This is a genomic window from Mesorhizobium sp. WSM3864, assembly GCF_002294955.1.
Lineage (GTDB): Bacteria > Pseudomonadota > Alphaproteobacteria > Rhizobiales > Rhizobiaceae > Mesorhizobium.
This window is the reverse complement of the sequence record NZ_NSGD01000017.1, coordinates 46,228-69,314: the sequence shown is the minus strand read 5'-3', so window position 1 is coordinate 69,314 and position 23,087 is coordinate 46,228. Positions and strand designations below refer to the sequence as shown.

Sequence of the window (23,087 nt, the reverse complement as noted above, 5' to 3'; positions counted from 1 at the left end):
TCATTGTCCTCACCGACGGTATGCGGTTGGTAGCGGCCATTCTCACCTGGTCCGAGCTATCTGCGCCAATACGTGGTTGTTGCTTCCCCGACCCTCTGGTGGCCTGGGTATCCAGATCGCATCCTCGGCCTCGTGACGCCTTCATATTCATCATCCGTCGACCAGAGAAATCGATTGCTTCAATTACGAACATTCACGTTTTGGATGCATTCACGCGCAATCCGCGGTACTGACCGCCTCACTTCGGCGGGTGCTATCGAACCTTCGCCCGCTCAAGCAGCTCAGGGCCGCCCCGTGTCGAAGCTGTTGACGGCGAGTCTCGATTCGGCACCCGTGACCGCATCAAGCGAGCACCCTGCCATTCTCGCTTCGGAGCGCACGATCCATTCGCGGATGTTGTGGATGTTGCGCCGGGTCAAGAGGTCCATCACCGTATCGGCGCCCCAGCGGATCGCCCACACCATCTTCTCGACCTCCTCGGCCATCGACGAGCTGACGGCGGAGTTGCCGATATTGGCGTTGATCTTCGACCAGGAAATTGCGGCCGATAATCTCATCGGCTCGCTTTCCGGGTGGTAAATGTTGGACGGGATGATGGCGCGGCCGCGCGCCACCTCGTCGCGCACGAATTCCGGCGTGACGAAGTCAGGGATCGCGGCGCCAAAGCTTTCGCCTTCGCGTTGAAGTTTCGAACGCAACTGCTCACGGCCGAGGTTCTCGCGGATGGCGACGAACTCCATCTCAGGCGTGATGATGCCGGCGCGCATAGGCAATCTGCGTCACGGCCTTGGCGGACTTCGCTCGCAGCGGCCGGTTGCGCATCGGAAATTCCAGCGTCAGGCTTTCGCCCGTCGCAGATCCATTGTCCTCCGGCCTGACATGGCGGCCGTCGGTAGTGTCTCAGTTTGAATTTAAAAGCCGATCCCGGTGAGCGATGTGCAGAAGTTGCATCTGCTCAAACAAGGTCAAAAGCTCTTCGGCCAAGTCCGTCCTAAAGCCCTTATGGTGGAAGTCGGCGACAATCTCACGCTGGCGCGCAATGTGGCGCTCGCCTAGGAGCACATGCTGCTCCAACATCGTTAAGACGGTTTTCCTCATCGCTTAAGCGATAGCAGCTTTCTCGCGCTTGTTATACGGGCCGCGCTTGCCCGGCTTCGGCGCAACGGCGTCCGTCTTCTCGCAAAGGTCTTCCATCAACCAGAGAGTTTTCGACACGCCAGCGGCCATGGCCGGCGTCATCTTTAACGTCTTGTGCATTTTGATGAAGTTGTACCAGACCGTGTAGATCGCGACCATGTGAACGTGATTGTCGAACTTCTTTGAGAACGCATTGGTAAGGCGCGTGAAGCGACGGTTCGCCATGCGCATGGTGAGGTTGGCGCGCTCGATATGCGACGTGCTGACATGCTCCGGGTCGGGATTGCCTTCAACGCGGGTCTTGACCGCACCGGTGCAGACAGCCGGGCTGTAGCGGCGCTCTGGCGACTTGTTGCCTTCCGGCTCGCCATACTGCTTGATGAGCATCGCGTAGTCGATGTCGGCGCCAAAGGCTTCCTCGACCGCATCGAGATAGGCGCGGTGACCATCGGTCGTAAGCTGGACGCGGTTCGCAAGACGGTCCCTCACGTCATCCATGAAGGCCAGCGCATATTCGCCGTCGCGACCGCCGACCAGCCACGACACGATAAGCTTGCTGTCGCTGTCCAGAGCAGTCCAGGTCCACACGTCGCCAGCGCCTTCAACGGGCTGCTTCATGGTCGAAACGTTCTTGGCCTTCGCGCCAACGAAGCTCCAAATTTCGTCGCACTGAATCCGCTTGGAAGTGACATTGCGGACTTCGCGGTCATGTAGGTCGGCGCAGAACTTGCCGGCATCGACCAGCAGCTTGGAAACCGTATTGATCGATACATCGGCAACGCGGGAGATCGACCGCATCGAGCTACCCTCGCAAAGCATCGAGAGGATTTGGACGCGGGTTTGCAGGGGCAGCTTGTTCATGCCCCTAATATGTGAACTTTTATGCTTAGTGTCAAGCATGAAAGTTCACCTCACAATGCGAAGCGCCGGCCTCCCCGTATGACCTCCCGCGCCGTGTGGACCAAGCATCTGTGAACCGTACATGCGGTCAAATTCCGCCTCGGATATGTACAGAGTTTTTGCTAGTTCTTTACTGGAATATCCAAGTACGCTTCTATGATATTCAATAAGTTTGTTTATCTTAATAGGGTATTCTTTCGGAGGCTCGTAAGGCTCGTTCTTCCTATAGCCAAGCTTGCTCATCTGAATGAAGAACGATTTCTTTTGATATGGCGTAACATAACTCAGGCGATCTGCTCTCATGACGATTGAAGACATTGAAACTTTCCAATATTTCTTCATATTGGCAATCTGTCTAAACTCAAATTTGGTCAACTGAGGCCGAATTGACTTCGCTGGCAAAAGAAACGCGCCTGCGAACTGGTCGGCTTCTTGTTCCATGACCTCATCATCTAAAAACGTGGTCGTATGCAGAACCATATGCGCCAGCTCGTGACAGAGGGTATGCCGAATCCGGTCGGCAGGAGCGTTCATGTTCACGAAGAATAGGACCGGAAGACCATCGATCCTCTGGCTCACCGCGTCGATCAAGTCGCTGTCAAAATTACAGGGGATGACGATGCCGCCGTGATCCTCAATCAGGGCGGTTACATTCTCAATGGGGCCATCTGGCAGCATCCAGGTTTCGCGCAGTTGTCGAGCGGCATCTTCAATGCTGAACCCGCGAGAGGTCGCGCCTTGGTATTCGTCCCGGTCGATTTCCGGGATGAAACCATTCGATTTCACGCCGCCAGATTTTAGCAGTACCCCAAGATGTATCCGGCGGATGTTCATTTCCGCTATCATCTTGTCGAGCGGCTTTTGGCCGAGCTTCTTTCGCCTTCTGTAGTGGAAAGGCGGCATCCCATAGGGGCGACCAGTTTCGAAAAAGAAATCTGGCTCGTAACTGAGTGTGTCAGCCAGCGCAGTTATGAAATCTTCCGGTGCCGACATCAAGCCGGCTTCGACCTTTGAAATCGTGCCTTGGGCTACTCCCATTTTGTCGGCAAGCACAGACTGATTGAACCCGCGAGAATCGCGGGCGAGCGCCATCATGTGGCGATTAAACATTTCAATCTGCTGCATTTTTTAGAACCGGCGCTGCCGGGTTACCTCATACCAAGCAGCTTCGTCGGCTGCCCTCGATTCGAACGGAACAATCGCCGCACACCACATCGCGCCCTTGTTAGTCGGAAGCGATATTTGCGACCTCATGAACCCCGTGCCTGTGGCATCAAGAAGATATCCGGCAGTTAGGCGCGTGGGCTTTGGTGTCAGACCAGGCAATTCCTCACCTTCGTCGAAGGCAACGGCTTGCGGTGTCGGGTAGTTGGAAGACACGCCATCTTCGTCCGTCTTCTTGAAGCGGATTACAGAATTGGCAGCCTCGATCAGCCACAGATTTTGGCCCCGGATTTCCATATGGCGGACATTCGGCAGATCATCCAAAATTCTGTGAGCTTCGGCCAAAGTGTGCCGAAAGGTGCAGTGGGCCTGAGTGCTGGCATCGTGGTCCAGAACTATTTCCGGCGCGTAACGCTCATAAGTCGCGTGGCCGTGCCGAAGGATCGCGTCGATGCGATCCAGATAAGGCGACAACCGATCCATAATGACGTCGATGTCTGTTTCCACGAGCCGCACTCCTGATGATTCTGCTCGGCAGCTTACATCATCGCGCGACAAAAACGAAGAAAAATATTCCGGAAATTATTCCGAGCCTTTTGCCCACCGCTTTTCCGCCGCCTTCTTGGCGATCTCGGCGCGCCGCTCCGGTGACATATTGGCGGCGCGCTTCTTTCCGCCCTTCGAGCCAAGCTCTTTGGCGGCGGCGCTCTTGCCGTCATCCGGCGTGTCGTCGGCTTCCTCGCCGGTGGCAATGCGCATGACGCGGACGGCATTGCCGATCACGTCGGCGGGGCGCTTCTGGCCTTTAGGTCCGGTGGGCATCAGGTGTCCTTCTTTCGACGCAAGAGCGTTACCAGAACGGTGCGCATGGCTGAATGCTCATCGCTGTTCAGATCGACGACCCAATCATCGTTGTGCTTATGCCAAGGGAAGTTCTTGTTCCGCAACGCTTGGCGGAACGCCTTCGGATCGACGCCAACGGCTCTTGCCATGTCGGCGGCGTTTGTCGGCTTGGGCATGAAATCTCCTATGCTTTCCGCTAAGCATAGGCGCTTTCGCCTATCGGTTCAAATTCGCTAGGCGCTTTCGCATAATTCAAACTGAGACACTACCCGGCCGTCATAGGCCTCGACATCGCCGCGCGCCATGATCCATTCCTGGCATGGGCGGGCAGGGCCCATTTCGATGCAGGTTTCGACAGCCGGGTCGGTGTACGGGCCGGATGGATCGTAAACGGCCACGGGCGGCTCGCCGGCCGTCGGATGGAGGGAGATCTCGCGCATCGGCACCCTGATGTGCGGGTGGATGGCACCGGGCTTGTGGATTTTCGCGAGGTGGGCAGTGGTCCCGTCGACACGGCGGGGGTGAGGGCAATCTCTTGAGGCTCCTTTGCTCATGCATTGGAGACCCAGCTCTGTGCCGGAAGGATGAAAAGACGCTTTGGTCGCTCTGCTCGAAACAGGACCTAGGGCGTAAACCCCGCGAAGCGCTTGCACCATCCTAGGCCAGTATGAACTGAATCAGGTTCAACGGGTCACTGCGCCGCGACCAGCAGTATCTCAGCCCTTGCCGGGACCCCCTGGTGACTGCGGAGATAAGCCTTTGCAAGCTCAACCAAGCCTTTCGAGCGAGCAAAATTCGGGCTGGCTCGCAATCCTCCGAACTCGGCCGCACCGCCGATGCGTAAACCGATAGAGAGAGGTGCTGCCACGAAGTTGCGCTCTGCAAAGATCATAGTCCGGTTGAGTGCGATCTGGGGTGCAGCGATTGTGGTGTTGTAGCCGCGCTCGCTTTCGAGCAAGGGCATGGTCGCCAAGCTGGCGAGAAAGTCTAGTCGCGCAATCGACCACCGAGAGATTTTTCATTCAATTAGAATGAGCGTTGGAAACTGAGGATGCCGCCGAGGCAATCTTTTTTGTCAGCCTTCGTCGAATTCACGTTCGAAGGGTCGACCATGCCGATGCCGTAGTGGCCGTAGTCGATTTCGACCGTCGCCGTGAAACCGGCAACGAGCGTGTAGACGACGTTTGCGCCCACACCATAGTTCTTGAACTGACCGCCCGAGATCTGAAGGTTGAACGAAGTTTTCTCGTCGAGTGCGTAAGTGGAGCCGGCCCAGAAAGCCCAGTTGCCGCTCCAAGTTTTGTAGAAGCCGCGACCGTGAGCGGCGATTGCACTGGTTGGATCATCGTTGGTAACGCCAATGGAGCCATAGCCGAACATTCCGAATAGCGACAGCACATCCGTGACATTGACATCGACGCGGATCTTGCCGGCCAAAGCATCGTAGTTGCTGTCACGAGCGATTACGCTGGTGATCGCGCCCCAACCCTGCGTTTGTTTTACGCCGAAGACGACGTGCGGGACATGGCTCTGGTTAGTACCGACTACACCCGACCCTTGTTCAAGTGAAACCAGAGCCGAAAGGCCATTGTCGGCATCGAAGTAATACTGGGCCACGTTGGTATCGAAGTCGCCGTACGGAACGAGTACGTTGATGAGGACGTTTCCGGCGTAGCCTGTAAGCGTGTCGAAGGGCGAATGGTCCTTACCAACTCGGAGGCCACCAAGCTGGAACCAGGCGGAAGTCAATTTGACGCCGCTATTGAAGCCATAGTTCTGAGGACTGTCCGGGCCTGGATAAGCGTTGCGGTTGCCGAAATTCACGCGGTTTTCAGTGTAGGTCCTCAGTGCGCCGAGCTCGGTCTCCTGGCGCGTCCAAGTTTTGAACGTGAAACGCGTGTTGTGGTGCCCTGAACCTCGCCAGTTCTCACATCGGTGGTTCTTGCCCCGTCATACGATCGGACATCGCCGAAGCCGACGTCGTAACGGATGTAGCCCCCGATGCGCAGGCAGGTCTCGGTGTCGGTGCGCAGGGGGCGCGGCAGCGCAGGACCCATGCCCCCCTTCCGTCAAGCGCCGCCTCGAGGCCCGCCGCGGCATGGATATTCGCGAGAGAGGGACGTACGCATAGCCTCGCCTACCGGTGATGCGGGCTTACGCGCTGCTCGAAGTCGACCGGCGCGGCAGGTCCCAATGCGCGATGGGTTCGTGATCACGTCACCTCGGAGGACGAGAAACGATTGCTGAGGCACGGGTTCGAGCTGCCTCAGTCGTTCGTTCGATCGAAAGCATTGTTTGTGGAGGACGCTCTCCATCATGCAGCGCCAGGAGACGCTGGCTGACTTCCTTATCCGCTGCCGTGAGCCGATGATTCAGGCGAAGAAAGTCCATCCAGGTTGGCGTGCGGAATGTCTCTGTCCAAATCGAAGGCGCTTGAAGATTGCGCTGCAGTGTCCAGTTTCGCGCCCCGGCACGGCTCTGAACATGGCGCCTTGCGCGCATGTAACCCAGAAAGGACTCGATATTGTCTTCCGATATAAGATACTCGACCTTGACCACTATGGGACCACTCCTGGGCTTCAACTCGAGTGCCAGCTCAGGCGGGTGAAAATCCGAACTCTCCTGATCCGTTTCTTCCCATGGACGGACCGGCAACACTATTCCCGCAGCAGCAACGAGCAACAGAGCGCCCGCGGCACTCTCCAAAGCGCAGCCTAAGGAGTAGTTCTGTGCGATAGTCCCCCAGATCCAGCTGCCGGCCGCCATCCCGCCTGCGCTCAAGGCGTAGTAGATCGATAGTGTGCGGCCCACCACCCACCTTGGGCTTGCCAGCTGAACCGACACGTCAATGCCCGTCCAGGTGATAAGCCAACCCGCGCCACCAAGTGCCAGCGAAATGGCCGCCACAGCGACTGACGATGTCAGGGAAAGGGAAAGGCAACATGCTGAACAAGCAACAGAGGCGAACGACACCAGCCTGTCTTGAGACGTGATCCGCCTTAGAAAGCTATTGCTCATGCCGGCCATGAAAGCACCCATGCCGAAGCCCGCCAGCAAGATGCCGTAGATGATTGGGCCGCTTTTCAGCTGGTCCCGGACGAATAGCGGGAGCAGCGCAAGGATGGAGATACTTGCCAACCCGAAAAGGGCTGCACGGGCAATCGCTGCCCTGATTTCCAACGACATGAGCGTGAAGCGCACTCCGTCATGAATTGCCATCGTCATTCGCTCACGCGGGAGAGGTGACGTGCGAACATCCCATGTAGTACGCCATATTGCGGTTAGCGGCGCCAGGTCGCTCAGCGCTGCCAACGCGAAAGCGGCCAGCGGTCCAAAAAATGCCAGGACCACGCCACCCAAAGCCGGACCAACGCTGCGCACAATGTTGTATCCGACAGACATAAGCGTCACAGCGGCCGGGATGTCGCGCTTGTGAAGGATATCGCCAACCGAAGCGTGCCAGGCCGGATCATTCAAGGCAAAGCCGCAGCCGGCCAGGAACCCTAATCCGAGAATTAGCCAGGGACCGGCAAATCCCAGGCCCACGGAAATCATCAGCGTCGTTGACGCCAATGCTATCAGGCAGTGTCCCGCAAACATCACCCATCGGCGGCTGAAGTTGTCGGCGATGGCTCCGGCCAAGATCGAAAGAAAGAACACCGGCAACGTCGATGCGGCCTGCACGAGTGCAACCATCAGATTCGAAGCGGAAATCGTGGCCATCAGCCAACTGATGGCGACCGTTTGCACGAGCCATCCGAGGCTGGATATTTGCGTGGCCGTCCAGATCGAGCGAAACACCTGGTTTCGAAATGGAGCGAGCGTTGTTGAGACAGGCAGATGAGCATTTTTTTCGGACTGCATGACGATTGACGCCTTCCAGCGGCCGCTTATTCAATTCAGGACTGCCCTACTGCCGTTACGATGTTGATCAATGCATCAGAAGGGCCGACCTATCGAGTCGGATGACTTCATCGCAATGAGGATGGCCCGCATGAGCTCAGATAGCTCCGCTTTCCTGGACCGGCGCCAACCACTTCTCGCCCAGCAAGGAAGCCTCGCCGATCGTCCCTGCTCGACAAGAACCGTCTGCAGGGTGATCGCTCTTGTTCACCGAGCCAGCGCCCATGTAACTTGCCGGCGAGTAATTTTTCGCATTGGGTTCGTGTTGCTAGTATCATTCGTGACCAATCCTGTTCATGGCCGTCGTACCCCTAAATTCCGAGGATGAGCGCGCCTCCGGTGAGGCCGGAACCCGCCGCCGCAAGGAGAACCTTTTCGCCCGCCCGAAATGGCTGCGTTTGATGGGCGAGCGACAGCGAGAGCGGGATGGTCGCGGCGGAAGAGTTGCCGTACTCGGCGATCGTCTTGACGATTACCTGATCCGCTATTGCGAGGTTCCGTCCGACGGAATCGAAAATCCGGGCGTTGGCCTGATGTGGCACGAACCGATCGATGTCCTGCGGCCGCATTCGGGCAGCAGTGAGTGCGTCTTGCGAGCATGCGGTCATCATCTCCACGGCCTTAGCAAATACTTCGCCGCCGTCGGCGATCGTCATACGCGTTTGCGCAAGGTCGAGGCCACCATGGAACGGTCTGTTGCTTCCTCCGGCGGGTATCTGGATCAGCCCGTAGCGCGAGCCGTCCGAATCCATCGCGGCGCCAAGAATGCCTTGGTCGGTATCCTTGCACGGACCAATCACCACGGCGCCGGCGGCATCGGCAAACAGCACGGCGCTGGCGCGCTCGGTAGGATTGATGCGGCGGCTGAGGATATTGGCGGCGATGACCAGGGTCGCTTTACAATGGACGCGGGTGAATCCGTCGGCGAACATCAAGGCATAGATGAAGCCGGCGCAGGCGCCCGTGAGGTCAACCGCACCGGCGCGGCCGAGTCCGAGCCGATGTGCGACCAGGGGCGCGCTTGGCGGCAGAAGATGGTCGGGCGTCGAGGTGGCAAGCAACAGCAGACCGATGTCGCTGCGGTCGATGCCGGCGTTCGCCAGCGCCATCTCGCCGGCAGAGGCGGCAAGGCCCGACAGCGTGTCTTCGTCCGCTGCCCAAAAGCGCGACCGAATCCCGGTGCGCCGTTCGATCCAGCCGGGTTCAAGCCCGAGACTGTTTTCGATCTCCGGGTTCTCGACCTTGCGCGTTGGTGCATGATGACCAAACCCGAGAAGGCGCGACGACCTGTTCACGGATTCGAACCGAAGCGCTCGCCGGCTTCCTCGATCGCGTTGTAGAGCCCGTCCAGCTCGTTGCCAGTGATGCAATAGGGCGGCAGGAGGTAGAGCACATTGCCGAGCGGGCGCACGAGCAGACCGTGGTCGAGGAAGAATGTTCGCAGCTTGGGCCCGATCTCAGCCAGATAACCGGCGGAGCCGGTGCGCAGGTCGAGGGCCGCGATCGTGCCGGTCGCCCGGCTGTCGGCGAAGTAGGGATTGTCCCCAAAGCGCCGAACCCCGGCGGCCTGTCTCGCGCTCAGGGCCGCGATACGCTCGGCCACCGGCTCGTCACGCCAGATCTCGATATTGGCAAGTGCGGCCGCGCAGGCGATCGGATTGGCGGTATAGGAGCTCGAATGAAAGAAGGTCTTCTGCCGGTCCGTCGAATAGTGAGCCTGGAACATGGCGTCGGTGGCGAGCGTGGCCGCCAGCGGGATGACACCACCGGTCAAGCCCTTCGACGTGCACAGGATATCAGGAGAGATGTTCGCCTGCTCGCAGGCAAACATGGTTCCGGTGCGTCCCCAGCCGGTCATCACCTCGTCGGCGATCAGCATGGTGCCGGAGGCCTCGGCGATCCTCTTCAATTCGCTGAGAACCCAGGCCGGGTACATCAGCATGCCGCCGGCGCCAAGCACGAGCGGCTCGACGATCAGCGCAGCCGCGCGCTGGTCGCGCGAGACTGCTTCGAAACCATCCAGGGTTTCCTGCTCACGCCCTGCGGCCGGGAAGGGGATGGTGTCGACCTCGAACAGCAAGGGCTCGTAGGCGGCGTTGAATACACCGCGGGCGCCGACGCTCATCGTGCCGATCGTGTCGCCATGGTAGCTATGCTCCATGACGACGATGCGCGAGCGCGGCGCGCCGATGTTACGGAAATAGCCGAGCGCCATCTTCAATGCGACTTCGACGGCGGTCGAACCGCTGTCGGAATAGAACACCCAGTCGAGGCCGGTAGGAGCAAGGCCGACGAGCGCTTCGGCCAGCCTTTCGGCCGGCTCGTGGGTGAAGCCGGCAAAGATGATCTGGTCGAGGCTCGACGCGGTCGTCTCGATGGCCTTCCTGATGCGGGGATGGCGATGCCCATGCGTGACGACCCACCAGGAAGAAATCGCATCCAGGATGCGCGCGCCGTCGGCCTTGTGGAGATAGGCGCCTTCGGTCAGTACGATTTCAGGGATGGCTGGTTCAAGCGCGTGTTGGGTGAACGGATGCCAGACATGGGACCCCAGCATCATTCGCCTCCGGCGATCAGGGCAACGTCGAAGCCGGCAACCATCGCGTCTCTCAGCGTTTCACCCGTCAGTGGATGGAGGTGTGGCAGCCTGCCGAGCTGTTGCACGCCGCCCAACTCCACGATTGTCCTTTGGGTATCGGCCACCTCTTCGCCGATGAAGGCGATGCCGAGGAGCGGGATGGAACGGGCCCGCAGCGCTTCTATCGAGAGCAAGGTGTGGTTGATCGTACCGAGCGCGGTGCCGGCGCACAGTATGATCGGCAGCCCCCACTGCGCGAATATATCGATGAACATTGTCTGTCGATTGAGCGGCACCATCAGCCCGCCGGCGCCTTCGATTACGAGCGGTGTCGGTAAAACCGGAAAGGCAAGATCCGCCGCTTCGATGGCGACGCCATCGATCTCGGCCGAGCGATGCGGCGAGAGCGGGCTTTTCAGGCGATAGGCCTCCGGCAGGACGCGCCCCGCGGGCAAGCCGGAAAGCCGGGCAATGACCTCGCTGTCGGTCTCCTCGTCGAGGCCCGATTGCACCGGCTTCCAGTAGAAGCCGTCAAGCAAGCCGGCGATTCCCGCTGAAAATACCGTCTTGCCAATTCCGGTGCCTGTTCCGGTGACGACGAGGCGCTTGGTCATGCCGTCGCCAACACCTCGACGAGGGCCTCGACCATGGCGCAAATGCCGGCTTCGCCGACGTTGAGCGTCAGCGAAATGCGCAGGCGTGATGTACCCTCGGGCACGGTCGGCGGACGAATGCCGCGTATGTCGAAACCGCGGGCCTGCAGTGCCGCCGCCACCGCCATGGTGCGCCTGACATCGCCGATGACAAACGGCTGGATCTGCGAGCCGCTAGGCGTCACGCCGCACTGCTCGGCCAATTGCCGGCCCGCGAAGGAAATGCGCTCGCGCAACTGAGCGCGGCGCGTGGGCTCGTCTGACAGGATGGCGAGCGCTTCGCGCGCCGCGACCGCCATCAGGGGCGACGGTGCGGTGGCGTAGATGAATGGCCGGCACCGGTTGATGAGATAGTCGCACAGCGTTCGCGGTCCTGTGACAAGCGCGCCGTACGCGCCGAGTGCTTTGCCGCATGTGTGGAGCGCGACAATGTTGTCGCGGCCCTCGAACGCAGCGGCCAGCCCCCGGCCACCTGGCCCACAGACGCCGGTGGCATGCGCCTCGTCGACAATAAGGAATGTCTCGTGCCGATCGGCAAGCTCGACGAGGCTCTCCATCGGCACACGGTCGCCATCCATGCTGTACAGGCTTTCGACCGCGATCCAGACGCGCCCCATGCCGCCTTCGGAGCGCCAACTGGTGATCGCATCCTCGACGGCGTTGACGTCGTTGTGTGCGGCCAGCTTGAACTCGGCGCGTCCGGCCTGCGCGCCCTCGTGCATGCTGGCATGGGCGAGCGCGTCGAGGATCAACAGATCGCCCTTCTGCGGCAATGTGCTCAGCAGTGCAAAGTTGGCGATGTAGCCACTGCCGAAGAACAACGCGCGTTCGGTCCCGAAGAATGCCGCCGCGTCCACCTCCAGTGCCTCGTGTTCGGGTGCATTGCCGCGCAATAGCCGCGATCCGGTAGCGCCGACCGGAGTACCCCGTCCGATCGCCCCCGCGACAGCATCGCCAAGTCTCCTGGAGGCGGCAAGTCCGAGATAGTCGTTCGAGGAGAAATCGAGCCCGGTGCGGGGCGAAAGCGTCCGCAGGCGATCCTTGCGCGCCAACCCCTGCAAGGTCGCCTCAAAGCGAGCAAGCGGCGGCTCGTTCATCTGGCCTCACATTCCATCGGCTCGATGCCGAGACGCTGAAATAGAAGCCTGTCCTTGTCCTCGTCGGGATTGTCCGCCGTCAACAGCGTGTCCCCGACGAAGATCGAGTTGGCGCCGGCAAAGAAGCACAGCGCCTGCGTCTCGTCGGTCATGCCGGTGCGACCGGCGGAGAGCCTTACATAGGACTTCGGCATCAAGATGCGGGCGAGCGCAATGGTACGGACGAACTCGATCGGATCGATGGGTTTGGACTGGCCGAGCGGCGTGCCATCGATCGGGATCAGCATGTTGATCGGCACGCTTTCGGGCGGCTCAGGCAGATTTGCGAGCGTGATCAGCATGTCGATGCGGTCGGCCTTTTCCTCTCCCATCCCGACAATGCCTCCACAGCAGACCTTCATGCCGGCCTCGCGCACATGCTCAAGCGTTTCCAGCCGGTCGGCGAAGGTCCTGGTCGAGACGACCCCACCGTAATGGCGCTCGGAGGTGTCGATGTTGTGGTTATAGTAGTCGAGGCCTGCCTGTTTTAGACGTGTGGCCTGCTCAAGATCGAGCATGCCGAGAGTCATGCAGGTCTCCATGCCGAGCGCCTTGACCCCCTCGACCATCGCCACGACCGCATCCATGTCGCGCGCCTTGGGCTTTCGCCAGGCAGCGCCCATGCAGTAGCGCGTGGCTCCGGCCTCACGCGCCTTGGCCGCCTCGGCGATGACACGCTCGACCTCCATCAGCTTCGACGCTCTCAGGCCAGTTGCGTGATGCGCAGACTGGCTGCAATAGCCGCAATCCTCCGGACAGCCGCCGGTCTTGATGCTCAGCAGCCGGCTGAGCTGCACACGGTTTCGATCGAAGTTCTGCCGATGGATGGTCTGTGCCAGGAAGAGCAGGTCGTTGAACGGCATGCCGTAGATAGCCTCGGCCTCTTTGCGGTTCCATCGCGCCAGCACTCTGTCCATCGGTCCCAGGGCTTTGTTCATCCCCACTTCTTTCCAATCGTCATCGTCAAAAATTCTTTGTTTCTGGTCCACGAACGCATGCCGAAGTCTGTCGGTCGGCGAGCCTGTTACGACATGAGCCATCGATCAGCGCAATGCGCGGGGTGCAGGCTCCTGCAGCACCTGGTCTGCGCCTGCAGCTGCGAGGCTCTTCCTTTTTCGTTTCCATCAGTTCAGGCTGCAGCCGTACCCGTGGGCCGGCATATCCAGGCCGATGTCGAGGATCGGCGCGCTGTGTGTCAGCCATCCGACGGAGATGAGATCTACTCCGGTCGCCGCGATCGCCGGGGCCGTGATCGGTGTCACCCGACCGGAAGCCTCGGTGATGACGCGGCCATCGACCGTCGCCACGGCGCGCGCAAGATCTTCGACCGACATATTGTCGAGCAGCACTGCGTCGATTCCCAGCGCGAGCGCTATATCAAGCTGCTCCAGCGTGTCGACCTCGACCTCGATCTTCACCATATGGCCCGCGGCGGCGCGCGCTCGCTCTATTGCCGTGCGAATGTCGCCGGCGATGGCGATGTGGTTGTCCTTGATCAGCACGGCGTCATCGAGCCCGAAACGGTGATTGGCGCCGCCGCCGACACGCACGGCGTACTTCTCAAGTGCGCGCAAACCGGGCGTCGTTTTTCTTGTGCATACGATCTTTGCCTTATGGCCACGCACAGCCTCGACCATCGCGGCTGTGGCCGTGGCAATGCCGCTCAGGCGGCAAAGGAAGTTAAGCGCCGTGCGCTCGGCCGTGAGCAGGCCACGCGCCGGTCCGCACAGCTTGGCAATGATCTCGCCGGCCGCGACATCGCTGCCGTCCGGGCGCCAGATTTGCATTTGGATCGCAGGCTCGACGAGCAGCAGGGCGAACGCAACCAGATCGAGGCCGGCGATGATTCCCGTTTCGCGCGACTTGAGCATCAAAGTGGCCGTGCAATCATGCGGGATCACCGCATCGCTGGTCAGGTCGCCGCATCTGCCCAGGTCTTCCAGGAGCGCACCGCGCACGATCGGTTCAATCAGGGTCGAGGGCAGGGGTGCGAACGGTTTCATATCAGGTGCTCCGTGTCCGTGCCTGCCACCCAATTGCGAGTGCGACCCGCACTGCGCCGCGGAGTGTCAGCCTGGCGAGGCACGCCTCTGCATCGCGCCAGGGAAATCAGTGCGGAAGTGCGAACCACGGCTCTCTTGGTCAGCCACACGGTGAAAGATTTCGGCGACTGGTAATTGTGCGCCAGGATGACCGCATTGCGCGCGCGCTTCAGCGCGAGGGTCGCTTCAATGTCGTCGGCAAAAGCCGACCATTCGAATGGCGGGATCACCCGCCTGACGCGCTCATTTAGGGACGCGGCCATAGGTAACGCCCAGTCATCAGCGCCTCCGATTATATTCGATGTGACAATAAGGGGAATATTTCTAGCTTGACTATAAGCTGTGTCAAGCCCGAGACATTGGCAATTTTGTCCCGGCGAAAGCTCTTTCATCGAGCACGGCACGGCGGAAGCGATAGAGCTTTGCGGGCCGCCCACCCGTATCGACTGAAGTGTCGCCAGTCTCCTCGACCAGCTCTTGTTGCTCAACAAGCCTGCGGAAGTTCGGCTTGTCGATCAGTCTGCCAGCCAATGCTTCCACCGTCCGCTGCAGCTGGAGCAGCGTGAAAGTCGGTCTCATGAGCTCGAATACGACTGGCCGGTATTTGATCTTGGAGCGCAACCGCGTAACGCCTGTCGCCAGGATGCGGCGATGATCAGCGACCATCGCCTTGCCTGAGACGGCCGCAGACGGAGGCGCGGCCTTCCCGTCGCTAGCCTCTTCGACCAATCCTGCTTCGTAGAGCAACTCATAGCGTTGGAGCGTGAGCTCCTCGTTCCAATGGCGGTCGTCAAAGCCGAAGGCGATCGCCACCCTCTGCCGGCGTTCGCGCTGCCTGGCCGGATCGCCAGCGCCGTCTGCCCATTCCATCAAGCGCGCTCGCAGAATATCCAGGCCCATCGGCGGCGAGCCGGAGCGGTGATCCTCCCATGGAAAATATTCGTACCAGCTTTGCCAGCCGCACGTGGATGAGGTCGTCCCCTGTTCCTTCCGGGTGAGTGCGAGATAGCTGATCGAGATGACGCGCTGCTGGCGCTCGGGGCCGGCACGGTCCCGATCGGCGAACGTGTAGAGTTGCTCGATATACCCAAGGGGATGGCCGGTTTGCTGTTCGACCCACCCCCTCAAACCGGATTGCGGTGATCGGTGCTCGAGCGCAAATGGTCCGGAGGGCAAGGTGTCCGCCTGACCGATTGTGAGAAGACAGGGCTCACCGCCATTTACGGCGACGACCACCGCGGTCAGGTCCACTTTGGCTTCGTCGGCCTTATCCTCGGCTCTGTCTTTCCCGGGTCGTGTTCGTTGCTCTTCCATATCTGCGAACTTGGTTGGCCCCAGCTCGGCGAGACTCTAATCGATTTAGTGTAAGCGTGACTTCCTGCACGTCAACACCCCACAGCTGGACGGCATTCTTATCTCTTCGCACTTGCACCAAAATGTGCCAAACGCGACTCCGGCGGTTGGTAACGCAACGGAAGGAGGCCTAGATTGAGCGCTCCGAGTGATGCGAACGCAAATACGCCACCGGATATCCGCTCGCGGAAGGCCAGGCCCCACTCGTCCGCCTCACTGCCTATACACCCCGGTCGCCAGGATGGCCGATCGACATTGCGACATTGGCCTCGTCGGGGACAGCGTCGGCATGATAATGCACAGGCTATCCTCGGCGCTGGGGGCAGCCTCGAAAGGATGATCATGCACGGCCGCGGCCTGCAACACGCGCTGATGGTCGTCGACATGCCGTTCGGTTCTACCAAGAGGGGCCGCAGCAGGCCTTCCGCAAAGCGGCCGCCTTATCGCAGAGACCGGATGTGCAGCGGTGAAGCTCGAGGGCGGCCGGTCCATGGCCCATACAATTCGCCTTCTCACCGCCCGCGGTGTACCTGTAATGGCCCTTGTCGGCTTGACCCCGCAGGCAGTCAACATTTTCGGCGGCTACCGTGTCCAGCGGCGGGGAGACGATGCCGAGCGGATCAGGCGCGACGCTGCTGCGGTCACGTAGTTAGGCGCTTTCTCAGTGGTGTTTGGAGAAATTCCCCGACCCGATCGCACGCCGCATTAGCGCAGAGATCGAAATCCCCACTATCGGCATCGGCGCCTCGCCAGCCTGCGGCGGCCAGTTCTGGTGAGCGACGACATGCTCGGCCTCTTTACCCCTGTCCGCGATTGCGGCTTATGCCGCCGGCGTGAGGGAACGGCGCTTTCCGGCGGCCGAACATCTTTAGCCAACGAGACCAAGGCCGGAGACCTCACATGAGCGTGCCGATCGTTGGAACCGTTGCCGAGCTCCGCGCTGTTGCAGCGGGATGGCATCGTGCTCAGGGCGCCCGTGTCGCCGTTGTGCCGACCATGGGGGGCCTGCCTGAAGGCCATCTGAGCCTCGTGCGCGCCGCGCTTCAGAAGGCTGAGGCGGTAGTCGTGACGCTGTCGTCAATCCTAAGCAGTTCAACAGTGCCGCCGACCTTTGCCGCCTATCCCCGCCCGGAAAACGAAGATGCCGCCGAGCTCGTGACGACAGGCGCACATCTGCTCTATGTGCCGGATTAAGACGAGTTGTATCCAGCTGGCTTTGACACGACCGTTTCGGTGTCCACTCTCAGCGAGGGCCTGTGCGGCGCCTTCCGGTCCGGCCATTTCGACGGTGTGCGACGGTCGTGGCCAAGCTCTCCCTGCAGACGGCGCTGACTTCGCCTGTTTGGCGAAAAGAAATTCCAGCAGCTTCAGCTTGTCAGGCGCATGGTCCGGGACCTCGATATTCCGACGCCGTGGTCGCATGTCCAACAGTCCGCGAACCCGATGGTCTTGCGCTATGTCGCGCAACGTCCGGCTCTCGCCAGCAGAACGCGTCATCGCCCCAAGGCTCTTCGGTCTTGCTCGACACGGCGGAGCGGCTTGCGCGCGGCTTTCCTGTCCTGCCCATGCTTGATGAAGCGCGTGCAGCAATTCTGCCAGCGGGTTATCGCGGGGTCGAGTACCTGGAACTCCGTGGGGAGACGGACCTGCAGCCATTAGCAAAGTTTGGGCGCTTATCTACTTTACAAACAGACCGATGGTCGGTAGTAACGCGCCGGATTACAACTGGAGCGATTCGATGGCTGCAATTGGCGATATTTTCAAACCTGGTGACAAAGTTCAGCACTCTGGTATCTACCAAGTTGTTCACGACAAGAACCATGCCAAGGAACATGAAGTGACTTGCGTGTTCGAAAAGACGTTTCCGCCATGTCGCGGCTGCTCTCACCCGCGCTTCAAGCTCCTAAGAGCCGCTCAGCACATCGATAATAACGAACACTTCACGGGGAAGTAGGATCATGGTCGTCGATTGAAACGGCTAGCAATCGGTGGCCACCGAGGCCTTTTGACACTGATTCGCAAATTATCGGCATGCTCTGCTTCAGTTAACGCAGCATTGATATGCTCCTGAATCTCTTCCAAGCTGTAGCAAAGCGTTTTCGTTTGAACGGTCCATTGGTCCTCTCCATCAAAAAGCCCGCTCATCGCGGACTTTTTTCCTCTTCCAGTCGGCCTGTGTTTTGGGTCTGGCGGGGTGTGCGCCAGCTTGCCAATACTTTGCTGTTTCCGGTTGAAGCGAACACCGCGAAGCTGGCCACGTGCCAACCGGGGATGTTGAGACGTTATCGATGAGGCGTGTGTCGCCGAGCCAAGCCGCGACAAGCAAGGCGATGATGGCGAAGTCGTCCCCGTCGCGTCGGTGCGGGGTCGTTAGACCAAGTCTCAGCCTAATCATCGAGCAACACTTGAGAAGGTTGCGCAAAGGGCAGATCTATCGCGTGTTTGAAAACTCGTCGAGCAACTCTCTGCAAGCGTCGATGCTGTCGATCTCCATGAGGCAATGCCGCCGCAGCCGGATTCAATTTTCCGCTCTTCGCCTATTTCACCCGTGCGCCTCCGGCCAGACGTCCCTCACAGCAGGAAATTCTGGAAAAAGCAGCTGAGTTTGGCTGACGCCGCGGGAGTTTGAATCACGGACATAGGCAGCGCGCGGTAAGTCGGCCTGGGATATCAGCCGGATCCTTGCCGTCTCGAAGCGCACCGTGACGTTCCACCTGGAAAACACCAAGGCAAAGCTTGGCGTGCGAACCATCAACCAGTGCGTGGCGCGACTGACTGCTTCCGCCAGTGGAAATCCTGACCCCTTTTTTGTCCGATAGCTGTAAAGGTCTACAGGCTGCATCAATGTCGGCTTTGCTCTTCAATGGCGGGAACATATCCTGCCCGGAGGCGACAAATGATGCAGCTGATAACACCTGAACTCTACGGCGAGTTTCCAAACGAGCTCAAAGAAATGCACGGGATCCGGCATCGGGTCTTCAAGGAAAGGCTGGATTGGGAAGTTGAGACCGAAAGCGAGATGGAAACAGACGCATTTGACAGCCTGAACCCCGTCTATCTGCTTCTCAAGGGATCCGACTGGCGAATTTGCGGTTGCGTCCGTCTTCTGCCGACTACCGGACCGACAAATGTTGCGCGACACATTTCCGATGCTGCTGGGTGAGACTGAGGCGCCCGCGAGTGCCTGCATTTGGGAGAGCAGTCGTTTCGCACTCGATCTGCCTCCATCAGCGCCTAAGGCTGGTGGACTGGCGCAAGCAACCTACGAACTCTTCGCCGGCATGATCGAATTTGGCTTGGCGAACAATCTCACTCGGATTGTGACAGTGACCGATACACGCATGGAGCGGATCCTGCGTCTTGCAACGTGGCCGTTGTCGCGCATCGGACAGCCAAAGCCAGTCGGTAACACGGAGGCAGTCGCCGGCTTTCTCGAGATTTCCCACGCTAGCCTCTTGCGCATCCGCTGGAAGGGACGTCTGAACGGACCGGTGTTATGGCAACCGGTTTTCGGCCTGTCGGCATAGGCTAACGATGCTCAGCCTGACCAATGCTCCTGCCCGCGGGCGCTACGAACTGTCGATTGCTGACCAGACTGGCGTAGCTGCGAAGGTTACGACCTTCCAGTCAATTCATCGACGGGTGAATGGTGGCTCCGACATGGCCAGGGAGCTGTCACGACGGCCTTGGATTCAGCGCTCCGCAAGCGTCGAATTCCTGCCCAAGAGGTTCGGCGATGACCAGCCGCCGGGATCGCGCAGCGACTGGTACAGCCGCTCAGGCCATCTTAGGCAGGCAGGTTCATCGGACTTGATCAGAACCAGTTGAACCGCCATATACCGGTCCGGCCGCCATTCAGGTTGCCCATGGACGAGACCGAACCGGTCGAATTGATGTCCATCTATTCGACTTGCTACGAGCGCCAACTCGGGTGGAACTCTCCCGAGCTGTCAGGCGCCTCTGCTCTCCTTCGAGGTGATATATGAAAGATCCGCGCATTCCCGAGCCAGTCTTGAAGGCTATGTTGGGGGGAACCCACATCATCCGTGCTTATCGTGAGCACCTTGGATATTCCGTCGACGACCTGGCGGTGGCGTGCGGCCTAGCCGCTGAGGAAATCTTGAACATTGAGTCCGGTCTGAGATACAACAAGGGTTATCGAGATCGGATCGCGAAATCGCTGTCACTACCCGTGGGAATTCTTGAGGCGGACATACTTGACGCGGCCTAATCAGGGGAAGACTTGTTGCCCGTTAGGTCTGTGGGGAGCAGGTCGCGTACGAACCAACTAATTGGTGTTCCGATGGCGACAGGATTAATAACAGAACGGAACCACCGGCAAGCACATGATGCATCTTTCCCTCTCAAGCTACCACTGCTGATCTGTCAATTTTAGACGACCGGGCAGCACGGAACGGCGCTTTCGCCGAAGCGCCGGCCTTGGCTCGAGGAGTTGCGCGATCGCACAACCTCCAGACTCGATAATCAACACGCCGCTCTAAAGCGGCGGCACGCGGATTGAAGCGTGTCTCTTGTGCAGAGTTCGGGCGCGCCCGAATTGCGCTTTTCCGGCTGAGCATACGCTTGGGCTTGGAATCCACGAACGAGGCTCAGCCCCGCTGTCGGGAACCCTGCTGCACCACCTTCTGCACCACGGCACGTCAGCGCATAGCGCATCAGACTAACACCGGGTTCACAACATTGACTCGCTGAGATAGGAGGAGCGCAGAGAAATCTCCGGTCGCAGCCTTACCCGGTCAAAACAAGGATCCCACAATGAAGACTCTCGTTATCTGTTCCGGAGGATTAGACTCCGTTGCCCTTGCTCACAGCGTGGCAGCGGAGCACGAACTCGCCGGCCTCCTGTCTTTCGATTACGGCCAACGGCACAGGAAAGAATTGGGCTTTGCCGCTCTCTGCGCGGAGCGACTGAACACTTTGCACCAGATCATCAACATCCCCGAAATTGGCCGCGGCCTTTCCGGTTCAGCGCTGACCGATGATGTCGACGTGCCGGACGGACACTACGCCGAAGACACGATGAAGATCACGGTGGTGCCGAACCGGAACGCCATCATGTTGGCGATCGCCTTCGGTCTCGCCGCCGCGCACAAGGCCGAAGCGGTGGCGATGGCCGTACATGGTGGGGACCATTTCATCTATCCAGATTGCCGTCCGGCCTTCATCGAAGCTTTCCAGGTGATGCAAGACCGCGCGCTCGACGGCTACGCCGACATTCGCCTTTATACCCCCTACGTCAACCTCACGAAGGGCGACATCGTCGGGGATGGAGCAAGAAACGGAACCCCATTTGCGGAGACCTGGTCGTGTTACAAGGGCGGCGAGCTTCACTGCGGACGGTGCGGGACCTGCGTGGAGCGGCGCGAGGCGTTTCATCTCGCGAGGCACGCTGATCCAACCGACTACGAAGACGCCAACTTCTGGCTCGAGGCGCTGCGGAGGAGGAGGGCCTGATGTTCCGCATCACCAAGGAATTCCACTTCTCGGCCTCGCATCAACTAACCTCGTTGCCACCCGATCATCAGTGTGCACGCCTGCACGGGCATAACTACATCGTCGAAGTGGAGCTATCGGCCAAGGACCTAAACGCGCACGGCTTCGTGCGCGACTATCACGATCTGGCGCCGCTCAAACGCTATATAGACGACAGCCTCGACCATCGGCACCTCAACGAAGTGCTGGGACATGAGCAAGTCACGGCGGAATACTTGGCCAGACATTTCTATGAATGGTGCAAGGAACGTCTGCCGGAAACCGCCGCCGTGCGGGTAAGCGAAACCCCGAAAACCTGGGCGGAATACCGGCCGTGACGGACACGCGTCCTGCAATTCGTGTGAGCGAGATATTTGGGCCCACCGTCCAGGGCGAGGGAGTGCTCATTGGTTTGCCTACAGTCTTCATCAGAACCGGCGGGTGTGACTACCGGTGTTCCTGGTGCGACAGCCTCCATGCGGTGGACAACCAATTCCGCCGCGAATGGGAGATGATGCCGATCGATATGGTGTGGCAAAGCGTCGTTGGGCTTTCCGGTGGCCGGCCGGTGATGGTGTCGCTGTCAGGCGGCAATCCGGCGATTCAGCCGTTCGCTACGCTGATCAAGCTTGGCCATGGTGAAGGCTACCGTTTTGCGCTGGAAACCCAAGGTTCGGTGGCCAGGGACTGGTTTGCGGATCTTGACGTGCTGGTTCTCAGCCCAAAGCCGCCGTCAAGCGAGATGAAGACGGATTGGGCTGCATTCAAAGCGTGCACAGAAGCGGCGCAGGACAAGCCGCAAATCGTGCTCAAGCTCGTTGTTTTCGACGAGAGTGACTACGCATACGCCAAAGATGCTGCCGCGCGATTTCCACACCTTCCGGTTTATCTGCAACCCGGCAATCACACGCCACCGCGCCTTGGCAATGGAGACGCACCTGTCGACCTGAACGGAATAATCATACGCATGGAGTGGCTTGTGGAAAAGGTGACACGCGACAGGTGGTTCGAAGCGCGCGTGTTGCCGCAGCTGCACGTTATGCTCTGGGGAAACAAGCGAGGCGTCTAGTCTCGCCTGTACGGGAAATGCGCCTGCGGATCTTCGGTTCGACGGTGGCTCCTATCTGGCGGCGCTGCCGAGTACTTGCGGAGGTGCTTGAGGCCAGGCAGCGGCTTCGGCCGCCGACAGAGTTCGACAGAAGGCAAGTCCCCGATCGTCGTTGCTCCGTGTCGAATTCCAGCCTGGGGGATTGGCCGGTCGAAAATTTCGGCTTGTCGCAGCTCTTTCTCGCCGATAGCGCTGAACATCTTCCTTGGGCGATCACGATGTCCCGGCGATGCAGGCCTGAAAGAGTTCGATGGTGTTCGCAAGCCCGACCCACAGCATGAACTTGCCCTGCGGAAGGTGACCTTTGTGCCTTGCGCTATCCGGCAGCGTTTCGTCGAAATCGGAAAGCGAGCGCGAGGCGCTGAGCATGTAGGAGTGCCCCGTGCCGAGCTTTGCGTGGGGTGCCAATGCGGGATGCATCTGTAGCATTATCTCCCGCAACCAGAGGGCTTACCGGATCGCTTGAAATGTATCCACGGCGTAGATGCGTCTCATCGAAACAAACGATTTTATCAATCCTCCGGAATCTCGCATCTGACGACAGCACCTTACAACACACTGATCACCCGCTACCACTATCGTGAACGACTGCGAAAAAAGGGCCGGAAAGGACAATCTATCCATGAGCTCAGACGTGCGACGGAAGTTGTGCTGGGAAAATGAGTTGTAGCTGGCCGCCGTTTCGAACTCTCCGACTTCCCGGAGAACCTATGGACTGACTGGGGTCTTCATCCAGACCCACTCGAAGGCGGCCGAGTCGTTTGACGACGGTCCACT

The 23,087-nt window shown here is 59.6% G+C and carries 21 protein-coding genes, 7 pseudogenes and 1 riboswitch; of the genes and pseudogenes, 10 read left to right on the top strand and 18 right to left on the bottom strand.

Features of this window, described 5'->3' with window-relative positions; genetic code table 11:
- Positions 1-371 precede the first annotated feature (371 nt).
- A pseudogene (locus CK215_RS25160) lies at positions 372-900 on the bottom strand (phosphomethylpyrimidine synthase ThiC); the annotation flags it as partial.
- A gap of 27 nt (positions 901-927) precedes the next feature.
- Between CK215_RS25160 and CK215_RS32315 the strand changes: the two are divergent.
- Positions 928-1,056 carry a hypothetical protein gene (locus tag CK215_RS32315; protein ID WP_280953088.1) on the top strand — a complete coding sequence of 43 codons (129 nt, stop codon included), beginning with the start codon at positions 928-930 and terminating at the stop codon, positions 1,054-1,056.
- 45 nt (positions 1,057-1,101) lie between these two features.
- Here CK215_RS32315 and CK215_RS25150 read toward each other — a convergent pair whose 3' ends face one another.
- The 16 genes and pseudogenes from CK215_RS25150 to CK215_RS25070 all read right to left on the bottom strand — a co-directional run bounded on the left by CK215_RS25150 (position 1,102) and on the right by CK215_RS25070 (position 15,670).
- Positions 1,102-1,998: a DDE-type integrase/transposase/recombinase gene (locus tag CK215_RS25150; protein ID WP_210201689.1), complete on the bottom strand. Its 897-nt coding sequence runs from the start codon at positions 1,996-1,998 to the stop codon at positions 1,102-1,104.
- A 45-nt stretch (positions 1,999-2,043) separates the two neighbouring features.
- Positions 2,044-3,162: an XRE family transcriptional regulator gene (locus CK215_RS25145; protein WP_095832508.1), complete on the bottom strand. Its 1,119-nt coding sequence runs from the start codon at positions 3,160-3,162 to the stop codon at positions 2,044-2,046.
- Positions 3,163-3,165: 3 nt separating this feature from the next.
- Positions 3,166-3,708, bottom strand: coding sequence for a hypothetical protein (locus tag CK215_RS30930; protein ID WP_141245527.1), 543 nt, complete (start codon positions 3,706-3,708; stop codon positions 3,166-3,168).
- A 75-nt stretch (positions 3,709-3,783) separates the two neighbouring features.
- Positions 3,784-4,023, bottom strand: coding sequence for an RNA-binding protein (locus tag CK215_RS25130; protein ID WP_095832505.1), 240 nt, complete (start codon positions 4,021-4,023; stop codon positions 3,784-3,786).
- Positions 4,023-4,220: a hypothetical protein gene (locus tag CK215_RS30925; protein WP_141245526.1), complete on the bottom strand. Its 198-nt coding sequence runs from the start codon at positions 4,218-4,220 to the stop codon at positions 4,023-4,025. The genes CK215_RS25130 and CK215_RS30925 overlap by 1 nt, the downstream gene beginning before the upstream one ends.
- 57 nt (positions 4,221-4,277) lie before the next feature.
- Positions 4,278-4,484: a hypothetical protein gene (locus CK215_RS31970; RefSeq protein ID WP_245418795.1), complete on the bottom strand. Its 207-nt coding sequence runs from the start codon at positions 4,482-4,484 to the stop codon at positions 4,278-4,280.
- A gap of 197 nt (positions 4,485-4,681) precedes the next feature.
- Positions 4,682-4,792, bottom strand: a riboswitch (TPP riboswitch).
- 278 nt (positions 4,793-5,070) lie between these two features.
- Positions 5,071-6,065 (bottom strand): annotated as a pseudogene (locus CK215_RS25115) (porin); the annotation flags it as partial.
- A 196-nt stretch (positions 6,066-6,261) separates the two neighbouring features.
- Positions 6,262-7,908 carry an MFS transporter gene (locus tag CK215_RS25110; protein WP_095779894.1) on the bottom strand — a complete coding sequence of 549 codons (1,647 nt, stop codon included), beginning with the start codon at positions 7,906-7,908 and terminating at the stop codon, positions 6,262-6,264.
- Between the two features lie 350 nt (positions 7,909-8,258).
- Positions 8,259-9,242 carry a beta-ketoacyl-ACP synthase III gene (locus CK215_RS25105; protein WP_095779893.1) on the bottom strand — a complete coding sequence of 328 codons (984 nt, stop codon included), beginning with the start codon at positions 9,240-9,242 and terminating at the stop codon, positions 8,259-8,261.
- On the bottom strand, positions 9,239-10,504 hold the full coding sequence (locus CK215_RS25100) for an adenosylmethionine--8-amino-7-oxononanoate transaminase (RefSeq protein ID WP_095832515.1): 1,266 nt from the start codon (positions 10,502-10,504) through the stop codon (positions 9,239-9,241). Before CK215_RS25100 ends, CK215_RS25105 begins: the two co-directional genes overlap by 4 nt.
- Positions 10,504-11,139, bottom strand: coding sequence for a dethiobiotin synthase (bioD, locus tag CK215_RS25095; protein ID WP_095779892.1), 636 nt, complete (start codon positions 11,137-11,139; stop codon positions 10,504-10,506). Before bioD ends, CK215_RS25100 begins: the two co-directional genes overlap by 1 nt.
- Positions 11,136-12,275, bottom strand: a complete 1,140-nt coding sequence (locus tag CK215_RS25090) for an 8-amino-7-oxononanoate synthase (protein WP_095809144.1) — start codon at positions 12,273-12,275, stop codon at positions 11,136-11,138. The genes bioD and CK215_RS25090 overlap by 4 nt, the downstream gene beginning before the upstream one ends.
- Positions 12,272-13,252 (bottom strand): biotin synthase BioB, encoded by a 981-nt coding sequence (gene bioB / locus CK215_RS25085; RefSeq protein WP_095802547.1) that lies wholly within the window; start codon positions 13,250-13,252, stop codon positions 12,272-12,274. Before bioB ends, CK215_RS25090 begins: the two co-directional genes overlap by 4 nt.
- Positions 13,253-13,438: 186 nt before the next feature.
- On the bottom strand, positions 13,439-14,317 hold the full coding sequence (gene nadC / locus CK215_RS25080) for a carboxylating nicotinate-nucleotide diphosphorylase (RefSeq protein WP_095779889.1): 879 nt from the start codon (positions 14,315-14,317) through the stop codon (positions 13,439-13,441).
- Positions 14,318-14,469: 152 nt separating this feature from the next.
- Positions 14,470-14,619 (bottom strand): annotated as a pseudogene (locus CK215_RS31965) (quinolinate synthase NadA); the annotation flags it as partial.
- Between the two features lie 82 nt (positions 14,620-14,701).
- Positions 14,702-15,670 (bottom strand): hypothetical protein, encoded by a 969-nt coding sequence (locus CK215_RS25070; RefSeq protein ID WP_095809145.1) that lies wholly within the window; start codon positions 15,668-15,670, stop codon positions 14,702-14,704.
- A 174-nt stretch (positions 15,671-15,844) separates the two neighbouring features.
- On the opposite strand from CK215_RS25070, the pseudogene panB reads away from it, so the two are divergent.
- The 9 genes and pseudogenes from panB to queE all read left to right on the top strand — a co-directional run bounded on the left by panB (position 15,845) and on the right by queE (position 22,271).
- Positions 15,845-16,581: pseudogene (gene panB / locus CK215_RS25065) on the top strand (3-methyl-2-oxobutanoate hydroxymethyltransferase).
- Positions 16,582-16,609: 28 nt separating this feature from the next.
- Positions 16,610-17,368: pseudogene (locus tag CK215_RS30920) on the top strand (pantoate--beta-alanine ligase).
- Positions 17,369-17,447: 79 nt separating this feature from the next.
- Entirely contained in the window at positions 17,448-17,663 is a 216-nt protein-coding gene (locus tag CK215_RS31420; RefSeq protein WP_141247142.1) for a hypothetical protein, read from the top strand.
- 649 nt (positions 17,664-18,312) lie between these two features.
- Positions 18,313-18,528 (top strand): annotated as a pseudogene (locus CK215_RS25050) (helix-turn-helix transcriptional regulator); the annotation flags it as partial.
- Positions 18,529-18,605: 77 nt separating this feature from the next.
- Positions 18,606-19,236, top strand: a pseudogene (locus CK215_RS25045) (acyl-homoserine-lactone synthase).
- Between the two features lie 455 nt (positions 19,237-19,691).
- Complete coding sequence (locus tag CK215_RS25040) at positions 19,692-19,940, top strand: helix-turn-helix transcriptional regulator (protein WP_095779885.1); 249 nt, start codon at positions 19,692-19,694, stop codon at positions 19,938-19,940.
- 545 nt (positions 19,941-20,485) lie between these two features.
- Positions 20,486-21,184 (top strand): 7-cyano-7-deazaguanine synthase QueC, encoded by a 699-nt coding sequence (queC, locus tag CK215_RS25035; protein ID WP_095779884.1) that lies wholly within the window; start codon positions 20,486-20,488, stop codon positions 21,182-21,184.
- Complete coding sequence (gene queD / locus CK215_RS25030; protein WP_095779883.1) at positions 21,184-21,540, top strand: 6-carboxytetrahydropterin synthase QueD; 357 nt, start codon at positions 21,184-21,186, stop codon at positions 21,538-21,540. Before queC ends, queD begins: the two co-directional genes overlap by 1 nt.
- Complete coding sequence (gene queE / locus CK215_RS25025) at positions 21,537-22,271, top strand: 7-carboxy-7-deazaguanine synthase QueE (RefSeq protein WP_095809148.1); 735 nt, start codon at positions 21,537-21,539, stop codon at positions 22,269-22,271. Before queD ends, queE begins: the two co-directional genes overlap by 4 nt.
- 252 nt (positions 22,272-22,523) lie before the next feature.
- Here queE and CK215_RS30915 read toward each other — a convergent pair whose 3' ends face one another.
- On the bottom strand, positions 22,524-22,730 hold the full coding sequence (locus CK215_RS30915) for a hypothetical protein (protein WP_141245525.1): 207 nt from the start codon (positions 22,728-22,730) through the stop codon (positions 22,524-22,526).
- Between the last annotated feature and the right edge of the window lie 357 nt (positions 22,731-23,087).